The organism is Paraburkholderia sp. 35.1, assembly GCF_050436525.1.
Classification (GTDB): domain Bacteria; phylum Pseudomonadota; class Gammaproteobacteria; order Burkholderiales; family Burkholderiaceae; genus Paraburkholderia; species Paraburkholderia tuberum.
Genome location: NZ_JBNDMJ010000003.1, coordinates 1,332,323 through 1,350,742, shown reverse-complemented (window position 1 = coordinate 1,350,742; position 18,420 = coordinate 1,332,323). Strand labels below are relative to the sequence as shown.

At 66.7% G+C, this 18,420-nt stretch carries 16 protein-coding genes, 2 pseudogenes and 1 riboswitch; of the genes and pseudogenes, 5 read left to right on the top strand and 13 right to left on the bottom strand.

What is annotated here, in order from left to right; all coding sequences use genetic code 11:
• Positions 1-2: 2 nt before the first annotated feature.
• On the bottom strand, positions 3-1,421 hold the full coding sequence (locus tag OKW27_RS26270) for an aminopeptidase P N-terminal domain-containing protein (RefSeq protein ID WP_429335306.1): 1,419 nt from the start codon (positions 1,419-1,421) through the stop codon (positions 3-5).
• A gap of 211 nt (positions 1,422-1,632) precedes the next feature.
• On the opposite strand from OKW27_RS26270, the gene OKW27_RS26265 reads away from it, so the two are divergent.
• On the top strand, positions 1,633-2,247 hold the full coding sequence (locus OKW27_RS26265; RefSeq protein WP_018421769.1) for a glutathione S-transferase C-terminal domain-containing protein: 615 nt from the start codon (positions 1,633-1,635) through the stop codon (positions 2,245-2,247).
• 82 nt (positions 2,248-2,329) lie between these two features.
• Here the strand turns inward: OKW27_RS26265 and lnt are convergent, their stop codons facing one another.
• The 7 genes and pseudogenes from lnt to OKW27_RS26230 form a co-directional block, all read right to left on the bottom strand.
• On the bottom strand, positions 2,330-4,087 hold the full coding sequence (gene lnt / locus OKW27_RS26260) for an apolipoprotein N-acyltransferase (protein WP_429335305.1): 1,758 nt from the start codon (positions 4,085-4,087) through the stop codon (positions 2,330-2,332).
• 118 nt (positions 4,088-4,205) lie between these two features.
• Positions 4,206-5,111: an HlyC/CorC family transporter gene (locus tag OKW27_RS26255; protein WP_429335304.1), complete on the bottom strand. Its 906-nt coding sequence runs from the start codon at positions 5,109-5,111 to the stop codon at positions 4,206-4,208.
• Between the two features lie 219 nt (positions 5,112-5,330).
• Positions 5,331-5,990 carry a gamma-glutamylcyclotransferase gene (locus OKW27_RS26250; RefSeq protein WP_090801802.1) on the bottom strand — a complete coding sequence of 220 codons (660 nt, stop codon included), beginning with the start codon at positions 5,988-5,990 and terminating at the stop codon, positions 5,331-5,333.
• Between the two features lie 41 nt (positions 5,991-6,031).
• The gene (gene ybeY, locus OKW27_RS26245) at positions 6,032-6,493 is read right to left on the bottom strand and encodes an rRNA maturation RNase YbeY (protein ID WP_429335303.1); all 462 of its coding nucleotides are present in this window, start codon (positions 6,491-6,493) and stop codon (positions 6,032-6,034) included.
• Between the two features lie 83 nt (positions 6,494-6,576).
• Entirely contained in the window at positions 6,577-7,659 is a 1,083-nt protein-coding gene (locus OKW27_RS26240) for a PhoH family protein (protein WP_090801798.1), read from the bottom strand.
• Positions 7,660-7,702: 43 nt separating this feature from the next.
• Positions 7,703-9,088: a tRNA (N6-isopentenyl adenosine(37)-C2)-methylthiotransferase MiaB gene (gene miaB / locus OKW27_RS26235; protein WP_429335302.1), complete on the bottom strand. Its 1,386-nt coding sequence runs from the start codon at positions 9,086-9,088 to the stop codon at positions 7,703-7,705.
• 132 nt (positions 9,089-9,220) lie between these two features.
• Positions 9,221-9,877, bottom strand: a pseudogene (locus OKW27_RS26230) (substrate binding domain-containing protein); the annotation flags it as partial.
• Between OKW27_RS26230 and OKW27_RS26225 the strand changes: the two are divergent.
• The 3 genes and pseudogenes from OKW27_RS26225 to ribB form a co-directional block, all read left to right on the top strand.
• Positions 9,868-10,545: pseudogene (locus OKW27_RS26225) on the top strand (MFS transporter); the annotation flags it as partial. The pseudogenes OKW27_RS26230 and OKW27_RS26225 sit on opposite strands and share 10 nt — an antisense overlap.
• Positions 10,546-10,676: 131 nt before the next feature.
• A complete protein-coding gene (locus OKW27_RS26220) occupies positions 10,677-11,378 on the top strand; it encodes a helix-turn-helix domain-containing protein (protein ID WP_429335301.1) in 702 nt (233 codons plus the stop codon).
• A 137-nt stretch (positions 11,379-11,515) separates the two neighbouring features.
• Positions 11,516-11,699, top strand: a riboswitch (FMN riboswitch).
• Between the two features lie 148 nt (positions 11,700-11,847).
• Complete coding sequence (gene ribB, locus OKW27_RS26215) at positions 11,848-12,567, top strand: 3,4-dihydroxy-2-butanone-4-phosphate synthase (RefSeq protein ID WP_429335300.1); 720 nt, start codon at positions 11,848-11,850, stop codon at positions 12,565-12,567.
• Between the two features lie 94 nt (positions 12,568-12,661).
• On the opposite strand, the gene OKW27_RS26210 is transcribed toward ribB, so the two are convergent.
• The 3 genes from OKW27_RS26210 to glpD form a co-directional block, all read right to left on the bottom strand.
• The gene (locus OKW27_RS26210) at positions 12,662-13,348 is read right to left on the bottom strand and encodes an HAD family hydrolase (protein WP_184058398.1); all 687 of its coding nucleotides are present in this window, start codon (positions 13,346-13,348) and stop codon (positions 12,662-12,664) included.
• A gap of 123 nt (positions 13,349-13,471) precedes the next feature.
• On the bottom strand, positions 13,472-14,971 hold the full coding sequence (glpK, locus tag OKW27_RS26205; protein WP_090805462.1) for a glycerol kinase GlpK: 1,500 nt from the start codon (positions 14,969-14,971) through the stop codon (positions 13,472-13,474).
• Between the two features lie 259 nt (positions 14,972-15,230).
• Positions 15,231-16,760, bottom strand: a complete 1,530-nt coding sequence (gene glpD, locus OKW27_RS26200; protein WP_090801790.1) for a glycerol-3-phosphate dehydrogenase — start codon at positions 16,758-16,760, stop codon at positions 15,231-15,233.
• 198 nt (positions 16,761-16,958) lie between these two features.
• On the opposite strand from glpD, the gene OKW27_RS26195 reads away from it, so the two are divergent.
• Positions 16,959-17,333, top strand: coding sequence for a hypothetical protein (locus tag OKW27_RS26195; RefSeq protein WP_184050855.1), 375 nt, complete (start codon positions 16,959-16,961; stop codon positions 17,331-17,333).
• Between the two features lie 28 nt (positions 17,334-17,361).
• Here the strand turns inward: OKW27_RS26195 and OKW27_RS26190 are convergent, their stop codons facing one another.
• Positions 17,362-18,015 (bottom strand): TetR/AcrR family transcriptional regulator, encoded by a 654-nt coding sequence (locus OKW27_RS26190; protein WP_429335299.1) that lies wholly within the window; start codon positions 18,013-18,015, stop codon positions 17,362-17,364.
• 194 nt (positions 18,016-18,209) lie between these two features.
• A complete protein-coding gene (locus tag OKW27_RS26185; protein WP_167368606.1) occupies positions 18,210-18,407 on the bottom strand; it encodes a hypothetical protein in 198 nt (65 codons plus the stop codon).
• Positions 18,408-18,420: the final 13 nt, after the last annotated feature.

The window sequence follows — 18,420 nt, the reverse complement described above, 5'->3', positions numbered from 1 at the left end:
GATCAGGTCCTCTGTTGATGCGACGCTTGATGGAGGGCTCGTGCTTCCTGCATCAGCGCCTCGATCTCGTCGGCGGCGACCGGCACGTTGCGCGTGATCAGCTCACAGCCGGTCGGCGTCACGATCGCGTCGTCCTCGATGCGGATGCCGATGTTCCAGTAGCGTTCGGGCACACCCTCGGCCGGGCGGACGTACAAGCCCGGCTCGATCGTCAGCGTCATCGACGCGCGCAGCGTGCGCCACGGCAGCACGCCCGTTTCGTCGCGCGGCGCGCCGCGCTCGCGGTAGTCGCCGCAGTCGTGCACGTCCATGCCGAGCCAGTGGCCGGTGCGGTGCATGTAGAACGGCACGTAGGCGCGCTCGGCGATCACGTCGTCGACCGAGGCGAACTTCGCGCGCGGCACGATGCCGGTGTCGAGCAGCCCCTGCGACAGCACGCGCAGCGCGGCCTGATGCGGATCGTCGAAGCTCGCACCGGCGCGCGTCGCGTCGGCGGCGGCCTGCTGCGCTGCCAGCACGATGTCGTACAGCTCGCGCTGCGCCGGCGTGAAACGCCCGCTCGCCGGAAACGTGCGCGTGATGTCGGACGCGTAGCCGTCGAGTTCGCAGGCCGCGTCGATCAGGATCAGGTCGCCGTCGCGCGCGATCGCGTTGCCGGCCGGGTAGTGCAGCACGCACGCGTTCGCGCCAGCCGCGACGATCGACGTATAGGCCGGCGCCTGCGCGCCAAACTTGCGGAACGTGTAGAGCAGTTCGGCCTCGAGTTCGTACTCGCGGATACCGGGCCGGCACAGCGCCATCGCGCGACGATGCGCGGCCGCCGAAATCTGTCCGGCGCGGCGCATGATCGCGAGTTCGTGGTCGTCCTTGACGAGCCGCATCTCGTCGAGCAACGGCAGCAGGTCGCGCGCGGCCGTGGGCGCGACGGTGCCGCCGCGGCTTTGCGCGCGCACCGCGTCGAGCCAGCCGCGCACCTGCTCGTCGAAATGCGCCGAGGTGCCGAACGCGTAGTGCAGCGCCGGCTTGTCGGCGATGATGCGCGGCAGCTGCGTGTCGAGTTCGCCGATCGGGAACGCGGCGTCGAGCCCGAATGCTTCGCGCGCGCCCTCGGGGCCGAAGCGGAAGCCTTCCCATGTCTCGCGCTCGGCGCTTTTCTCGCGGCAGAACAGCATCGACGCGGGCGCGCCGGGCGCGGCGCTGGCATCGAGCACCAGCAGCGCTTCGGGCTCGGTGAAGCCGGTCAGATAATAGAAGTAGCTGTCGTGGCGGTACGGGTAGTCAGTGTCGCGGTTGCGCAGCGCTTCCGGCGCGGTCGGGACGATGGCGACGCCGCCGCCCGCGGCGCGCAGCGCGGCGAGAACGCGCTCGCGGCGCGTGCGGTAGACGTCGATGGCGATGGTGGGTTCGGTCGGCTGGTTCATCGTGCGATTGTAGCGCCGCGATTCTCCTGGCCCCATTCTCCGCGCACGACATTGACTCGCTTTGTGCGGCTCCGGACGGCGCGGCGGACGCCGTCATGTTGCAATCCGTCCACAGCGGCTCGGCGGGCGGTTCGCGAAGATGGCGCCAGCACGCTCGCGGAAGCCTTAGACCACTTATACTTTCGCCGGATTCAGAAAAAGGCAGAAGGTCATGATGAAACTCATCGGTTCGTTCGGCAGCCCGTTCGTGCGCAAAGCACGCATCGTGCTCGCCGATAAGAAGATCGACTACGAACTGGTGCCCGAGAACGTCTGGGCGCCGGATACCCGGATTCACACCTTCAATCCGCTCGGCAAGGTGCCGTGCCTCGTGATGGAAGACGGCGAGGCCGTGTTCGATTCGCGCGTCATCTGCGAGTACGTCGATACGCTGTCGCCGGTCGGCAAGCTGATTCCGCCGTCGGGGCGCGAGCGCGTCGCAGTGCGCTGCTGGGAAGCGCTCGCCGACGGCATGCTCGACGCGGCCGTGCTGATCCGTCTCGAAGGCACGCAGCGCGCGCCCGAGCAGCGCGTGGACGCGTGGCTCGCGCGGCAGCAGCGCAAGATCGACGAAGCGCTGATCGCGATGTCGCAAGGGCTCGGCAGCAAGCCGTGGTGCGCGAGCAATCACTACACGCTGGCCGACATCGCGGTGGGCTGCGCGCTCGGCTATCTGGACTTCCGTATGCCGGAACTGAACTGGCGCGAATCGCATCCGAATCTGGACAAGCACTTCCAGAAGCTGTCGCTGCGGCAGTCGTTCATCGATACGGTGCCGAAGGATTGACGAAGCTCGAACGAGCATGAAAAAAATGCGCCTGCATGTCAGGCGCATTTTTTTTGCGGGTGTCGTGCCTTTGGCGTCGGCGTTACCGCTTGCCGTTGCGTCGCCGCGCGAGCCCCGGTCCGAACGCGAAACCGAACGCGAGCAGCAGCGCCGACACCGCGAGCACCGTGTTGTTGCCGCTCGTCACGTAAGGCGTGTAGCCTGAGGTGCCCTGCACGCGCACGTCGAGCGAACCGACCGTGTAGGGCGTCAGGCGCCCGATCACGCGGCCGTTCGCGTCGATCGCGGCGGTGATGCCGGTGTTGGTTGCGCGCAGCATCGGCCGGCCGGTTTCGAGCGAGCGCATGCGCGCGATCTGCAGATGCTGGTCGAGCGCGATCGTGTCGCCGAACCACGCGAGATTGGTCGAGTTGATCAGCACGCCGGCGGGCGTCGCATTCTCGCGCAGCGTGCGCGCGATCTCCTCGCCGAAGATGTCCTCGTAGCAGATGTTCACCGCGACCGGCTGGTTATGCACCATGAACGGCTTTTGTACCGGCGGGCCGCGGAAGAAATCGCCGAGCGGAATGTTCATCAGGTTCACGAACCAGCGGAAGCCCCACGGCACGAATTCGCCGAACGGTACCAGATGGTGCTTGTCGTAGCGATAAATCTCGTGCGAGCCGGGCGTGACGCCGAACAGGCTATTGGTGTAGTCGACCACCCGGCCGTCCGGCGTGATCGTGCCGCCGATCGCGCCGAACAGCAGCGCGCTGCCGGTCGAATCCGTGAACTGGCGGATCGCGGCCGCGAAGTTCGGCGGAAGCTGCTGCGCGAGCACGGGGATCGCGGTTTCCGGCGTGACGATCAGATCGGCCGGCTTCGACGTGATCATCTGCTGATACTCATCGACCGCCGCGCGCAAGCCGGCTTCCTCGAACTTCATCTCCTGCTTCACGTTGCCTTGCAACAGCCGCACCGACAGCGCCGCGTTGGCGGGCGTGGTCCACTGCACGAGCGGCAGCAGCAGGCCGATCACGAGCAGCGCGAGCGCGACGCCAGCAGGCACGACGATGGGGGCGATGCGCGTGCCGCGGCCCCGCGCGGCGCGGCCGCCGGCGTCATCAGCGGCGCTGGCGTTCGGCTCGAGCGATTCATTCGCCCGCCCGGAGCGCCACGACGGCGGCAGCGCCAGCAACGCCTGCACGATCAACGCGGCCGTCAGCGCAACCATCCAACCGACGCCATATACGCCGACCACCGGCGCAAACCCCGCCAACGGGCCGTCGACCTGCGCATAACCGCTGGCGAGCCACGGAAAGCCGGTGAACACCGTGCCGCGCAGCCATTCGCCGATCGCCCACGCGCTCGCAAAGGCGAGCGCGCCGTGCCAGGTCGGCGAGAATGGCGCGCGCTCGTCGGCCGCGCCGTTGCGCGCATGGCCCGCGCAGAACGACCACACCCCCGCGGCGAGCGCCGGATAGACCGCGAGATACAGGCAGAACAGCACGAGCGCCGTGCCGGCGAGCGGTGCCGGCATGCCGCCGTAGTAGTGCATGCTCACATACAGCCACCAGACCCCGCTCACGAAGTTGCCGAAGCCGAACGCGCCGCCCGTCAGCGCGGCGCTTTTCCAGCCGGTGCTGCGCGTGAGCCACGCGAAGAACAACACGAAGATCGCGAGTTGCAGCCAGCCGCCATGCGGCGTCGGCGCGAACGACAGCGTATTGGCCGCGCCAGCGGCCAGTGCGACGAGGTAGTGCCAGCGCGGCAGCGCGCGGCTGCGTGTGCCGTCTTCGGTGGGAGCGGGAGCGGGGGCGCTCACGCCGCGGTGCGAACGGGAAGTGATCGGGTCGGCCATTGTTGCGCGGTCGGCGTCGGTAGTTGAAAGGGCAACTCAGTAGGCAAACGAGTTGGCAAATGCGTCGGCAATGAAAGCGCGCGGGCGCTCAGGCCGTGCATCGGCCCGAGCCGCCGGCTCAGGTCTGCGCGTGCTGCGACTCGCGCTCGCGCTCGCCCGCGAGCGGGTCGCGGCGCACCAGCAGCATGTGGATCTGGCGGGCGTCGCCGCGCAGGATCTCGAAGATCAGGTCGTCGAGGCGGACTTTCTCGCCCCGATGCGGCACCCGGCCGAAGTGATGCGTGACCAGCCCGCCGATCGTGTCGACTTCGTTGTCCGAATAATGCGTGCCGAAGGTGTCGTTGAACTGCTCGATCTCGGTCAGCGCGCGCACGCGGAAGCGTCCGTCCGGCGAAGCGATGATGTTGCCGCTCTCCTCGTCGAAATCGTATTCGTCCTCGATGTCGCCGACGATCTGCTCCAGTACGTCTTCGATCGTGATCAGGCCCGCGACGCCGCCGTACTCGTCGACGACCACCGCGAGGTGGTTGCGGTTCACGCGGAAGTCGTGCAGCAGCACGTTCAGCCGCTTCGACTCGGGGATGAACACGGCAGGGCGCAGCATGCCGCGCACGTCGAACTCTTCTTCGGCGTAGTAGCGCAGCAGATCTTTCGCGAGCAGCATGCCGATGATGTTGTCGCGATTGCCCTCGTAGACCGGATAGCGCGAATGCGCCTTGTCCAGCACGTAGGGGATGAATTCAGCGGGATTGTCCGCGATGTTGATCGCGTCCATTTGCGCGCGCGGCACCATGATGTCGCGTGCGCTCAGTTCCGACACCTGGAACACGCCTTCGATCATCGACAGCGAGTCGGCGTCGATCAGGTTGCGTTCGTGCGCGTCCTGCAGAATTTCCAGAAGTTCGGCGCGCGAGTCGGGCTCGGGCGAGATGAAGTCGGTCAGGCGCTCGAGCAGCGTGCGCTTTTCCTGCGGTTTGTCGAGTTGACGTCCGGTATGGCGTCGACTGGGATACGTGTCGTTCATGGTAGTGCGCCCGGCGAGACTGGGCGCGCTGTTGCAGTGCGTTAAGGATACACCAGGCGCATGGCGGAACCGTGTCCCGCCGGGCCCGGCGATGAGCGAAGCCAGGGTGAAACGGCCCCGCCGCGACGGCGGAGCGTGGAATCATCCTAACCGATTACGCGGGCAAAAGCGCTCGCTGGCAAAAAAGTCGCGGGTGGGGTTTTCGCCGAGATGCCGCGCTCACACGGCCGGCTTGCAGCGCGCGAGCAGCGCTTCGAGCGCGCGGTCCGGCATGCCGCTTTCGCGCAGCGCGTGCACGGTGCGGCTCACGTAATCGAAGGTCGTGCCGTAGCGGCCGCTCGCGCAGCCCAGCACGGTCTGGATGATGTCGTCGCGCAGCTTGCCGGTGTAGCTCGGCACGTCGCGGCGCATCACGAATGCGAGCGCGTCGACGCGCCGGCCGTCCGCGAGCACGCACGGCAGCCACGCGGGACGGTACGAGCCCATCGGCATTTCGCGGCGCCACAGTGCTTCGAGATGCGGCCTCGAGCCATCGGCCGCGAGCCGGAAAGCCATGCCGGTGCACGAGCCGCCGCGATCGAGCGCGAGCACGAGGCCGGGCTGCTCTGGCGTGCCGCGATTGACTCGCGACCACAGATAGAGGCCGCGGTGATAGCCGTGCACCTTCGAGCGCATCGCCTCGACGGTCGGCAGGCCCGGGTTCCAGATCAGCGAGCCATAGCCGAACAGCCACAGATCGCTTTGGCGGTCCCAGCCGCGCAACGTGGATTCGAGCGACGCGCGCAGTTCGTCGTCCGTCAGGAGCCGCGAGTCGCCGAGCACCGGCGGGTAGTCCGGACAGCGCACGGGGATATCGGCTTCGGGGGACGGAGTGCTCACGGTGGGTTCGGGCGGGCTGGCGTCGAGGAGGGGCGGAACGCCTATTGGTAAGGGTCCGGAAAGCCGAGCTTGCCGAGGATTTCGGTTTCGATCGCTTCCATTTCCTCGGCTTCTTCTTCGACCTCGTGGTCGTAGCCCTGTGCATGCAGCGTGCCGTGCACGAGCAGGTGCGCGTAATGCGCGGCGAGCGGCTTGCCCTGCTCGGCGGCTTCCTTCTCGACCACCGGGCAGCACAGAATCAGATCGCCCGTGACCGGATCATCTTCCGATTCGGCATAGGCGAAGGTCAGCACGTTGGTCGCGTAATCCTTGCCGCGATAGGTGCGATTCAGCGTGCGGCCTTCTGCGGCGTCGACGAACCGAACCGCGAGTTCGCCGTCCGCGAACAGCGCCGCCTTGATCCAGCCGGCCACCGTCGCGCGCGGCAGCAGCGCCTTGTGTTCCGGCCAGGCTTTGGCGGCGGGGAATTGCAGGCTCAACGTCAGCTTCGGGGTGCGGCTCATGCGGTTTCTATGCGTGGCATTCCTGGCTCAGTCTTTTTTTTGCGGCGAGGCGACGCGGGCCTCGCGCTGCGAAGCGCATCGCTTTAGCGCGGATCGACCGCGGCCGGCGACTTCTGCGCATGCGCATCGTACGCCTCCACAATTCGCGCGACCAGCGGATGCCGCACCACGTCCGCGCTCGTGAAACGCGTGAGCGCGATGCCGCGCACGTTCGCGAGCACCTGCTGCGCTTCGATCAGCCCGCTCTTCTGGCCGCGCGGCAGATCGACCTGGGTCGTGTCGCCGGTGACGACCGCCTTCGAGCCGAAGCCGATTCGCGTGAGGAACATCTTCATCTGCTCGGGCGTGGTGTTCTGCGCCTCGTCGAGGATGATGAACGCGTGATTCAGCGTGCGGCCGCGCATGTATGCGAGCGGCGCGATTTCAATCATCTGCCGCTCGAACATCTTCGCGGTTTTGTCGAAGCCGAGCAGGTCGTACAGCGCGTCGTAGAGCGGGCGCAGATACGGATCGACTTTCTGCGCGAGATCGCCCGGCAAAAAGCCGAGCCGCTCGCCCGCCTCGACGGCCGGGCGCGTCAGCACGATGCGTTTGACCTGGTCGCGCTCGAGCGCGTCGACCGCGCAGGCCACCGCGAGATAGGTCTTGCCGGTGCCGGCCGGGCCGACGCCGAACGTGACGTCGTGCGACACGATCTGCTTCAGGTACTCGCGCTGCGCCGGCGTGCGGCCGCGCAGATCCGCGCGTCGCGTGTACAGCTTCGGGCCGTATTCCTCGAAGTCGTCCTCGCTCGCAGTGGCGTCGGCGGGCTGGTCGAACGGGTGATCGGGATTGCCGGCGAAGTGCGCGTCGACGGTGTCGCCATTGCCATTGCCGTTGCCATTCGAACGATGACGCACCGGATGACGCACTTCGATGAGCGCGAGCTGGATGTCGTCGACCGACAAAGGCTCGCGCGCGTTGTTGTAGAAGTTTTCGAGCGCGGTGAGCGCGAGTTTCGCGCCGCGCCCGCGGATCGCGATGCGGTGGCCGCGGCGCTGCAGGGTCACGTCGAGCGCCTGCTCGATCTGCCGCAGATTTTCGTCGAGCGGTCCGCAGAGGTTGGCGAGCCGCGCATTATCTTCGCGCGGTGCGGTGAATTCCAGAGGCTGCTGAGTGGTCTTCAAGGCGGTGAGTCGATCCTGTCGGTTGCGATACTCAGAATGTCGTTCAATGCGTCGTCGCGGCGCTGTCGTCGTGAACCATCACGAGTTCACCACGCAGCGAGTGTGGATACGCCTGCACGATCTTCACGTCGACCATCTGACCGATCAGCCGTGCATGCGACGCGACCGGCGCCGGGAAATTGACGACGCGGTTGTTCCCGGTGCGGCCCGCGAGCTCGTTCGGGTCCTTGCGCGCCGGGCGCTCGACCAGAATGCGTTCGACCTTGCCGACCATCGCGTCGCTGATGCGCTGCACGTTCTCTTCGATCGTGGCCTGCAGATGTTGCAGGCGCTTGAGCTTCACCTCGCGCGGCGTGTCGTCGTGCAGGTTCGCGGCCGGCGTACCGGGACGCGGGCTATAGATGAACGAGAAGCTCGTGTCGTACTTCATCTCTTCGACGAGCGCCATCATCTTCGCGAAGTCTTCCTCGGTCTCGCCGGGGAAGCCGACGATCATGTCCGTCGACAGCGACAGGTCGGGGCGGATCGCGCGCAGCTTGCGGATCACCGACTTGTACTCGAGCACGGTGTAGCCGCGCTTCATCGCCATCAGGATGCGGTCGGAGCCGTGCTGCACCGGCAGATGCAGGTGGCTGACGAGCTTCGGCACCTTCGCGTAGGTGTCGATCAGGCGCTGCGTGAACTCCTTCGGATGCGACGTCGTGTAGCGGATCCGTTCGATGCCGGGGAGGTCCGCGACGTATTCGATCAGCGTCGCGAAGTCGGCGATCTCGGTCGAACCCACGGTCGGCGCGCCGCCGAATTTTCCACGATAAGCGTTCACGTTCTGACCGAGCAGCGTGACTTCGCGCACGCCCTGGTCGGCGAGGCCGGCGATTTCGGTCAGCACGTCGTCGAGCGGACGCGACACTTCCTCGCCGCGCGTGTACGGCACGACGCAGTAGCTGCAGTACTTGCTGCAGCCTTCCATGATCGACACGAACGCGCTCGGACCTTCGACGCGCGCCGGCGGCAGGTGATCGAACTTCTCGATTTCGGGAAACGAAATATCGACCTGCGCGCGGCCGCTTGCGCGGCGCTCGTCGATCATCTGCGGCAGGCGGTGCAGCGTTTGCGGACCGAACACGATATCGACGTACGGTGCGCGCGCGACGATCGATGCGCCTTCCTGACTCGCGACGCAGCCACCCACGCCAATGATCAGATTCGGATTCGCGTCCTTCAGCTCGCGTACGCGGCCGAGGTCGGAGAAGACTTTTTCCTGCGCTTTTTCGCGCACCGAGCAGGTATTGAACAGGATCACGTCGGCGTCTTCCGGCGTGTCGGTCTTGACGAGTCCTTCAGCGGCACCGAGCACGTCGACCATCTTGTCGGAGTCGTACTCGTTCATCTGGCAGCCAAAGGTCTTTACATAAACTTTCTTGGTCATCGAATTTCGCCGGTCGCAGTGGTTAACCTGGGGGCGTCGTAAAAAGGTGAAGGAGGCCGCGGCGCGGGACAGCGCGGCGCGTGATGGCCGGGTTGCGCGTGTCTTTGCAGCGTAATTGCATATTATAGCCCTTCACGCAACGGGGGTTTCGGCGCTCATTGGCCGGTCCGGCGGCAGTCCCAGCAGGCTTTCCAGTTCGTCCGACACCTGCGCGAAGCGCTCGGCGAGGAAATCGAGCAGCACGCGCACGCGCGGCGCCATGAAGCGATTGCGGTGATACAGCGCGTGCAGCGGCGCATCGGGGTAGCGCCATTCCGGCAGCAGGATCTTCAGGCGGCCGGCGCGCAGGTCCGCTTCCACGTCCCACATCGATTTGATCGCGATGCCGTAGCCGCGCAGCGCCCATTCGCGCGCGACCGCGCCGTCGTTGGTTTCGCGCGCCGCTTCGAACGGCACGCTGTAGTGCTGCACCTCGTCACCGCGCGTGAAGCGCCATTCGCTGGCCGGCCCCGATGCGGTGCCGAGCACGATGCAGTCGAAATTGGCGAGGTCGAGCGGGTCCTTCGGCTCGCCGCGACGCCCGACGTATGCCGGTGATGCGCACAGCACCCGCCGGTTCGGCGCGAGCCGGCGCGCGACCAGCGAGCTGTCCTGCGGCACGCCGAAGCGGATCGCCAGATCGATGTCCTCCTGCACGAGATTGGCCAGCGCATCCGACAGCGTCAACGCGAACGTCACGTCCGGGTACAGCGCGTTGAATTCGTCGAGCCAGTGCATCAGCAGGTTGCGGCGTGCTGTCGCTCGCGGGCATCAGCGCGCTGGTGCCGAACCGCCACGACACCGGCCCCGCCGGCCTCGCCCACGAAGTGCGCGTGCTGCAAGACCCGCAAGTGTGGAGCGCCCTCGCGATGACGGTGCTCGGCTTCGGGGGCGTGTTCGTCGTGTTCACCTATATCGCGCCGATCCTCGAGCAGGTGAGCGGTTTTTCGCCGCGCGGCGTGACGCTGATCCTCGTGCTGTTCGGCGTGGGCCTGACGATCGGCAACATGGTCGGCGGCAAGCTTGCGGACCGCGCGCTGATGCCGTCGCTGATGGGCATTCTCGCCGCGCTCGCGGTCGTGATGGCGATCTTCGCGCGCACCAGCCATTCGCAAGCGGCTGCCGCGATCACGGTGTTCGTGTGGGGCATCGCGGCGTTCGCGACGGTGCCCCCGTTGCAGATGCGCGTGGTCGAGAAGGCGGCCGCCGCGCCGAATCTCGCGTCGACGCTGAACATCGGCGCGTTCAACGTCGGCAATGCGGCGGGTGCGTGGCTCGGCGGTCTCGTGATCAATCACGGTCACGCGCTCGATACCTTGCCGTGGGTCGCGGCCGCGGTCAGCGTCGCCGCGCTGCTGCTGACGTGGTTCGCGGCGCGCATGGATGCGCCGGCGCGCGCGCTCGCGCAAAGCGCGTGAGTCGTCTGTTGCTTGCCTCCGCCATGCTGATAACAGTGTGAAGATAACTTCGTTGGGTGCGGCCAAAGCCGATGCTATCTTGCTTCCACCTTACTGCTCTTGCGCCGCCTGGCGGCGCTCTGGAGGCCAATATGCATTCCCCGCTCGCGCTGGTCCGCGATCCCTCTGCCGATGCCGACGCGGCGCCGCGCTCGGCCGAACCCTTCGATGCGCTCGAACAGCTGGTCGGCGTGAATCTGGCGCGGCTGCGCGCCGAACGGCAGCTTTCGCTCGATGCGCTGGCGCGCGCGTCAGGCGTGTCGCGCGCGATGCTCGCGCAGATCGAGTCGGCGCGCAGCGTGCCGTCGATCAAGGTGCTGTGCAAGGTGGCGGCGGCGCTGAAGGTGTCGGTGGCGGCGTTCCTGCGGCGTCACGCGACCAACGGCTTCGAGCATCTGCCGGCCGAGCGCTCGGCCCGCGTGGTCAGCGCGAACGGTCGCTACTCGGTGCGGCCGCTCTATCCCGACGACGAGTCGATCGCCGCCGAGTTTCACGAACTGCGGATCGCCCCGCTGCATACCGAAGCGGGCGTGCGCCGCGCGCCTGGCACGACGGTGAATCTGGTGGTCAGCGACGGTACGCTCGAAGTCAGCGTGCACGACCAGCGTCAACTGCTCGCGACCGGCGACGCGATCGTGTTCGACGCCGACCAGCCGCACAGCCTGCGCAATCCCGGCGACACCGAGGCGCGCGCGTTTCGCGTGACGCTGCGGGCTGAGACGCCGCCGCGCTGGGAAGTGCCGGCCGCGGGCGCCGCACGCGACGAAGCCGCGCGCGAAGACGTGCCGGGTTGAGAATCGACGCGTTCGAGGTTCAAGCGCGGCTCAGGGCGTCGATGCAGGTCCAATGCAGTGAGTAGGGTCTTTGTTCGTCGCGCTGCAGCGCTCGCGCGACTGTTGTATGCTTCGGCCGCCGGTCGAACCGGCAATCAGTGCGTCTTCAGGGCGGGGTGAAATTCCCCACCGGCGGTAGGCCGGCAGCGCGACAGCGTGAGCCGGCAAGCCCGCGAGCGCCCGCATCGCTTAGCCTTCGGAATAGCGGAGACAGCGGCGGGGTCAGCAGATCTGGTCAGAAGCCAGAGCCGACGGTCATAGTCCGGATGGAAGAAGATGTGCAGACAGTCATGTGCGTTCCGCGACGCCGCCTGTAGCCTGGGTGGCGTATCAGCGTCCGCTTTCGCGCGGCGCCTGGGCGGCGCGTGTCAGTCTGTTTGCAATGCCCTGAAACGTTTCTCGCCCAACTTTTGCGATGAGCGTTTCAACTATGTCCTTTGCTACTTTTCCTGCTCCGTCGACGATTGCAGACGATGCCTTCGCCGATCTCCCGCTGCTTGCCACCGAAGCCGTTCCGCCGCGTATCGCCGCCGCCTTGCAGGCGCTGCGCGAGGGCCGCGCCGTGGTGCTGCAGGACGACCACGACCGCGAGAACGAAGCCGATCTGATCGTCGCGGCCGAGCGCCTGTCGGTCGAAACGATGGCGCTGCTGATCCGGGAATGCAGCGGCATCGTCTGCCTGTGCCTGCCCGACGACAAGATCCGCGCGCTCGAACTGCCGCCGATGGCCGTCAACAACGAAAGCCGTCACCGCACCGCGTTCACGGTGTCGATCGAAGCGCGCGAAGGCGTCAGCACCGGCGTGTCCGCGCAGGATCGCGTGACCACGATCCGCGCCGCGATCGCCGATACCGCCAAACCCGCCGACATCGTGCGCCCCGGCCACGTGTTCCCGCTGCGCGCGATGCCGGGCGGCGTGCTGGCGCGGCGCGGCCACACCGAAGGCACCGTCGATCTGGCGATTCTCGCGGGCCTGAAGCCGGCCGGCGTGCTGTGCGAACTGATGAACGCCGACGGCACGATGACGCGTGGCGCGGACGTCGAGCGCTTCGCCGCGCAACATGATCTGCCGATGCTGACGATCGCCGAGCTGGTCGAGTTTCGCGAGTCGCTCGCGCAGGTGCGCGAGGGCGCGATGGCCGAGGCTTGACGGGCCATCCATCGAGCGGCACGCGACGCCATGACGCAAAAAGCCGGTTCTTCTTCCGAAGAACCGGCTTTTTTATCGGCGTTGCGCCAAACCGCTACGACTGCACGTCGCCGAATTCGCCGCGCACGCCCGCCTCGATGAGCGCCGGCAGTTCATCCATATGCTTGATGATTCGCGTGATACCCATCGCGCGCAGCGCATCCGCGTAGCCGTCCGGAATATGGCTCGCGCCGACGAACGCGATCGTCTTCATGCCGGCCGCGCGCGCCGCGTTCAAACCCGCGACGCTGTCCTCGACGACGAGGCAACGCGCCGGCACGACGCCAAGCGTCGTGGCCGCGAACAGATAGACGTCCGGATACGGCTTCGGCCGCGCGACCTGCTCGGCGCTGAACACGCGCTCGCCGAAAATCTGCTGCAGACCCGCGCGCCGTACCGATGCGGCGACGCGCGACATACGGCTGTTCGACACGACCGCAGCCGGCAGCGTCACGCGTTGCAGCGCGTCGCGCACGCCGTGGATCGGACCGAGCGACGCGGCGAGCGCGAGCTCGACATGATGCTCGATCGTGTCGAGGAAGTTCACCGGCAGCGTGATGTCGAACCGCGTTTCGAGGCCGGCGAGAAAGCGCGAGGTTTGCTGGCCGAACGCGGTTTTGACGACGGGGGCGAAATCGATGCCGGGGAAGGTGGCCGTCAGCGTGTCGAACATCACGCGATCGGCGATGACTTCACTGTCGACGAGCACGCCGTCGCAGTCACAGATGAGGTGGTCGATCATGCCTGAAAAACGGTAAGCGCAAAGCGCGCGGGCGGCGGGTTGCGAGCCCGCGCGCCGGGATGAAAAGCGTCATCATACGTACTTTCGGACCGCGTCCTTTTGGCGTTCTGCGCGCCCGCGGCCTTACGGCGTATCGGCCCAGGCCTTCGCCGCGCGGATCGCGCGCTGCCAGCCATCGAGGCAGGTCCTGACCTCCGCATGCGGTAGCGCCGGCGTGAAGCGGTGCTCGAGCTTCCACTGGCTTTTCAACTCGTCGATGTCCTTCCAGTAGCCCACCGCAAGACCGGCCAGATAGGCGGCGCCGAGTGCGGTGGTCTCGGACACCTGGGGGCGCACCGTGTCGACGCCGAGGATGTCGGCCTGGAACTGCATCAGCAGATTGTTCGCGCAGGCGCCGCCATCCACGCGCAACTCGCCGATGCGAATGCCCGAGTCGGCTTCCATCGCCTTCAGCACATCGAGCGATTGATAGGCGATCGAATCGAGCGCCGCGCGCGCGAGATGCGCGGAGGTCGTGCCGCGCGTGACGCCGAACAGCGTGCCGCGCGCATGCGCGTTCCAGTGCGGCGCGCCGAGGCCGGCGAACGCGGGCACGAGATACACGCCGTCGCAATGCGGCACGCCGCGCGCGAGCGTTTCGATTTCCGCCGCGTTCCTGATGATGCCGAGGCCGTCGCGCAGCCACTGCACCACGGCGCCGCCGATGAAGATGCTGCCTTCGAGCGCGTAGTCGATACGCTCGCCGATCTGCCAGGCGATCGTCGTGACGAGATTGTTGTTCGATTCGATCGGTTTGGCGCCCGTGTTCATCACGAGGAAGCAGCCGGTGCCGTAGGTGTTCTTGACCATGCCGGACTCGGTGCACATCTGGCCGAACAGCGCGGCGTGCTGATCGCCGGCGATGCCCGCGAGTGGAATCTTCGACGCGAACACGGTGGTCACCGTCGGCCCGTACACCTCCGACGACGGCCGTACTTCCGGCAGCATGCTGCGCGGAATGTCGAGCGCGGCGAGCAGTTCGTCGTCCCACTTCAGGGTGTGGATGTTGAACAGCATCGTGCGCGACGCGTTGGTGACGTCGGTGACGTGCAGCGCGCCCTTCGTGAAATTCCACATCAGCCAGCTGTCGACGGTGCCGAACGCGAGCCGGCCCTGACGCGCTTTTTCGCGCGCGCCTTCGACGTTGTCGAGAATCCAGCGGATTTTGGTCGCCGAGAAATACGAGTCGATCGGCAAGCCGGTCTTCGCGCGCACGCTCGCTTCGAGACCCTGCGCTTTCAGGTCGTCGCAGAAGTCGGCGGTGCGGCGGTCCTGCCAGACGATCGCGTTGTAGATCGGGTGGCCGGTTTCGCGATCCCACACGATCGTGGTTTCGCGCTGGTTCGTGATGCCGATCGCCGCGATCGACGTGCCGTTCATGCCGGCTCGCGTGACCGCCTCGGCGGCGACGCCGGCCTGCGTCGACCAGATTTCCTGCGGATCGTGCTCGACCCAGCCCGGGTGCGGGTAGATCTGCTGGAATTCCTTTTGTGCGGTCGACACGACGTTGCCGCGCCGGTCGAACAGCATCGCGCGCGAGCTGGTGGTGCCTTGGTCAAGCGCGAGAACGTACTGATCCAGCATTGTCTCTTCTCCATGCATGTTACGGATCGCCGGATTGCTGGCCGGCGATGCGAGCGGCGTGTTGTCGTGAGCGGGCCGCCATAGTGTGAGGGCGCGTGCCGGTGTCGTCCAGCCGAAGCTGCGGTGGCGCCGGCCCGGGGCGCGCGGATGGTGTGCGCCGTTTCTACGGGCCCGCGCCGTTTGCTTCACCCCGCATTGGCGCCGCGTCGTGTTTGCCGCCGCTTTTGTCGGGGCATGCCAGTTTGCCCGGCCGGGCCGCCTACGCGCTCTGCCGGGCCGGTTCGCGCGCGAACCACGCGTCGATATCGCGCGTAACCTCATCGAGCGTGCCCGGCTCGACGTGCAGGCCGAGCTTCGAGCGCCGCCACAGCACGTCCTGCGCGGTGCGCGCCCATTCGGTATCGCGCAGATAAACCAGCTCGGCTTCGTGGAGTCCCGGCGCGAACTCGCGACCGAGCTCGGCGCGCGAGCGCGCGAGGCCGATCACGCGATTCGCGCGGGTGCCATACGCGCGCGCGAGCCGATGCGCGAGCGACGCCGGCAGCCACGCATGCTCGCGCGAGAACTCACCGAGGAAGCGATTGAAGTTCGCCTGTGCGATGTCGCCGCCCGGCAGCGGCGCGTCGACGGTCCACGCGGACCCGCCGTGGCGCAGCGCGTCGGTGAGCGTATCGACGGCCTGCTCGGCGAGCTTGCGAAACGTCGTGATCTTGCCGCCGAATACCGACAGCAGCGGCGCCTGTTCCGCGGGCGCGTCGAGTTCGAGCGAGTAGTCGCGCGTGACCGCCGACGGATTGTCCGCGTTCTCGTCCTCCAGCAGCGGGCGTACGCCCGAATAGCTCCAGCGCACGTCGGCCGGCGAGATCTTCTGCCTGAAGTAGCGGTTGATCGAATCGCACAGATACTGCGTTTCGTTGGCGTCGATCGCGACTTGCGACGGGTCGCCGCGATATTCGAGGTCGGTGGTGCCGATCAGCGTGTAGTCGTGCTCGTAGGGAATCGCGAAGATGATCCGCTTATCGGCGTTCTGGAAGATGTACGCGTGGTCGTGTTCGAACAGGCGCCGCGTGACGATGTGGCTGCCCTTGACGAGCCGCACGCTATGCGCCGATGGCCGGCCGAGCGCGCCCTTCAGCAGCTCGCCGACCCACGGGCCCGCCGCGTTCGCGATCGCGGCGGCGCGCACGTCGAGCGTCGTGCCGTCCGCGCGTTGCAGTTGCGCGCGCCACTCGCCGCCGGCGCGCTCTGCGTTGACCAGCTTCGTGCGCGTGAGGATCGTCGCGCCGCGCTCGTGCGCGTCGAGCGCGTTCAGGACGACGAGGCGCGCGTCGTTGACCCAGCCGTCCGAATAAACGAAGCCGCGCTTGATCGTTTCGACGAGCGGCGCGCCGGCCGGATGCCGGCTCATCACGATGCCGCGCGAGCCCGGCAGCAGCTCACGTTTGGCCAGATGGTCGTACAGGAACAGACCCGCGCGGATCAGCCAGGCGGGGCGCAGATCCGGCATATGCGGCATCACGAAGCGCAGCGGCCAGATGATGTGCGGCGCCGCGCGCAGCAGCGTCTCGCGCTCCTGCAGCGCCTTGCGCACGAGCCCGAACTCGCGGTACTCGAGGTAGCGCAGGCCGCCGTGGATCAGCTTGGTACTCGCCGACGAGGTGTGCGCGGCCAGATCGTCCTGCTCGCACAGCAGCACCGCCAGGCCGCGGCCGGCCGCGTCGCGGGCGATGCCGGCGCCGTTGATCCCGCCACCGACGACGAGCAAATCGTATTTCGTGCCTTGCGTCACCTGGTGAGCCTCTGCATCGAATCTGGGAGTAAGTTGGAAAGCAAATTGAATGAAGCATGTTCGTTTTCGAACTTTAATGAACATATTCGAAAAAGTAAAGTTCGCTTCGACCCGAGCGAGCCTAGGTCGAATGGCACGGAGTGGCGCAACGCGCGACCGCGGACGATACTCTCGGTAGCAGCCATTTCGAGGTGATGTATGCGTGGACTTTTGATGATCGGCGCGGCGGCGCTGCTGGCGGGATGCGTGAGTACGCCGAGTCTGGAAGGGACGAGGGGCGCAACGTCGTTCGAGGCGTTACAGAAGATGTGCTCGCCGCAAACCGTCGACTACGGCAGCGACGCGCAGAACGTCTATGAGACGTTCTTCGATGCCTATGTGGCGAACCGGCGCGGCCGGCTGTCGAACGACGACTTCTGCGCGTTCCAGGCATCGATCGCGCAGCGCCATGCGAGCGAGGCGACGAGCAGCGATCCGAAGGTGCGCAACCAGTGGGTCGAGTTCTTCAACGAGCAGCGCGCAAGGGCGATCAGCTGGCGTGCGAGTGCCGATCCGACCTTGCGTAACGGGTAAGCAGCAACGGGTTGACCGGCGAGCCGGTTCACTTGTGCGGCGCCAACGCTCCGCGCCACAGCATGCGCAAAAGCTGCGCGAACACGGCTTCACGTGATGGCTGCCGCGCTCCGTCGCCGGCGGAATCCGCCTGTTGCGCGGCCGACGGCGGTAGCTGGTTCGCGAGCGCAAGCATCGTGAAGCCGTGCAGGCTCGTCCAGTACGCATAGCCGATCAGGCGCGGATCGCCTTCGAGAATACCCGCCTCGACGAGCCGCTCGAAGTGCGCTTCCAGCAGACGCCACGCGCGCTGCGACGCCGCGGCCAGTTCAGGGTAAGCGCCTCGCTGTTGCGGCGTCTGATCGAACATCAAACGGTAGGCGTGCGGTTCATCGAGCGCGAAGTCGACGTAGGCCCGGCCGACGGCGCTGTGATCGATGGCGGGGGCGTTCGCGGGGATGCCGCGCGCGGCCGCTTCGAGGCGCGCGGCGAAGCGGTTGAACGCGGCGGCGCGGACCATCGCCAGAATTTCTTCCTTGTCGCGGAAATAGCGATACGGTGTCATCGCACTGCAGCCGAGCTCCTTCGCCAGCTCGCGCATCGTCACGCCTTGCGCGCCGCGGGTCGCAAATGCGTTTTCGGCGACGCGTCGCATGGCTTCGCGAAACTGCTGGATGTCGTCGGCGGAGAGCGTCTTGGGCATGCGCGAGGGCGGGGAAGTCCGTCGCGTGAATTTACTGTGTAAATGAGATGCGCACAACAAAGGGCCGCGAAGGCGGCCCGCTGTCAGGGAATTGAACGATACGAGCCCGGCAGTCGCGAGCGAAGCGCGCGGCGCATCCGCCAGGGCGGCGCGGATACGCCGCCAACGGCTCTCGGATCGAACGACAGGGAATCTCAGGAAAAACGTTTGATGGCCCGCAATGCGGTGTCGCCGGTTTCGGTCACGCGCCATTCTTCGTTGCCCGATGCGAGGCGCTCGAGTTGCACCAGTTGGCGTTCGAGCAACGCATCGAGTTCTTCTCGGTCCATTTCGACCTGGTTGGGGGCGTCCTTGACGAGTAACAACGTGGCGAATTCATGCGGACTCAGCATCGTTCTCTCCATG

What these genes read in the sequence shown, in the direction of transcription:
- OKW27_RS26270 (WP_429335306.1), bottom strand. Translation starts at nt 1,421, where the DNA reads ATGAACCAGCCGACCGAACCCACCATCGCCATCGACGTCTACCGCACG.
- glpK (WP_090805462.1), bottom strand. Translation starts at nt 14,971, where the DNA reads ATGCTGGATCAGTACGTTCTCGCGCTTGACCAAGGCACCACCAGCTCG.
- ribB (WP_429335300.1), top strand. Translation starts at nt 11,848, where the DNA reads ATGTCCTTTGCTACTTTTCCTGCTCCGTCGACGATTGCAGACGATGCC.
- OKW27_RS26195 (WP_184050855.1), top strand. Translation starts at nt 16,959, where the DNA reads ATGCGTGGACTTTTGATGATCGGCGCGGCGGCGCTGCTGGCGGGATGC.
- miaB (WP_429335302.1), bottom strand. Translation starts at nt 9,088, where the DNA reads ATGACCAAGAAAGTTTATGTAAAGACCTTTGGCTGCCAGATGAACGAG.
- OKW27_RS26190 (WP_429335299.1), bottom strand. Translation starts at nt 18,015, where the DNA reads ATGCCCAAGACGCTCTCCGCCGACGACATCCAGCAGTTTCGCGAAGCC.
- ybeY (WP_429335303.1), bottom strand. Translation starts at nt 6,493, where the DNA reads ATGAGCCGCACCCCGAAGCTGACGTTGAGCCTGCAATTCCCCGCCGCC.
- OKW27_RS26220 (WP_429335301.1), top strand. Translation starts at nt 10,677, where the DNA reads ATGCATTCCCCGCTCGCGCTGGTCCGCGATCCCTCTGCCGATGCCGAC.
- OKW27_RS26210 (WP_184058398.1), bottom strand. Translation starts at nt 13,348, where the DNA reads ATGATCGACCACCTCATCTGTGACTGCGACGGCGTGCTCGTCGACAGT.
- OKW27_RS26255 (WP_429335304.1), bottom strand. Translation starts at nt 5,111, where the DNA reads ATGAACGACACGTATCCCAGTCGACGCCATACCGGACGTCAACTCGAC.
- OKW27_RS26265 (WP_018421769.1), top strand. Translation starts at nt 1,633, where the DNA reads ATGATGAAACTCATCGGTTCGTTCGGCAGCCCGTTCGTGCGCAAAGCA.
- OKW27_RS26185 (WP_167368606.1), bottom strand. Translation starts at nt 18,407, where the DNA reads ATGCTGAGTCCGCATGAATTCGCCACGTTGTTACTCGTCAAGGACGCC.
- lnt (WP_429335305.1), bottom strand. Translation starts at nt 4,087, where the DNA reads ATGGCCGACCCGATCACTTCCCGTTCGCACCGCGGCGTGAGCGCCCCC.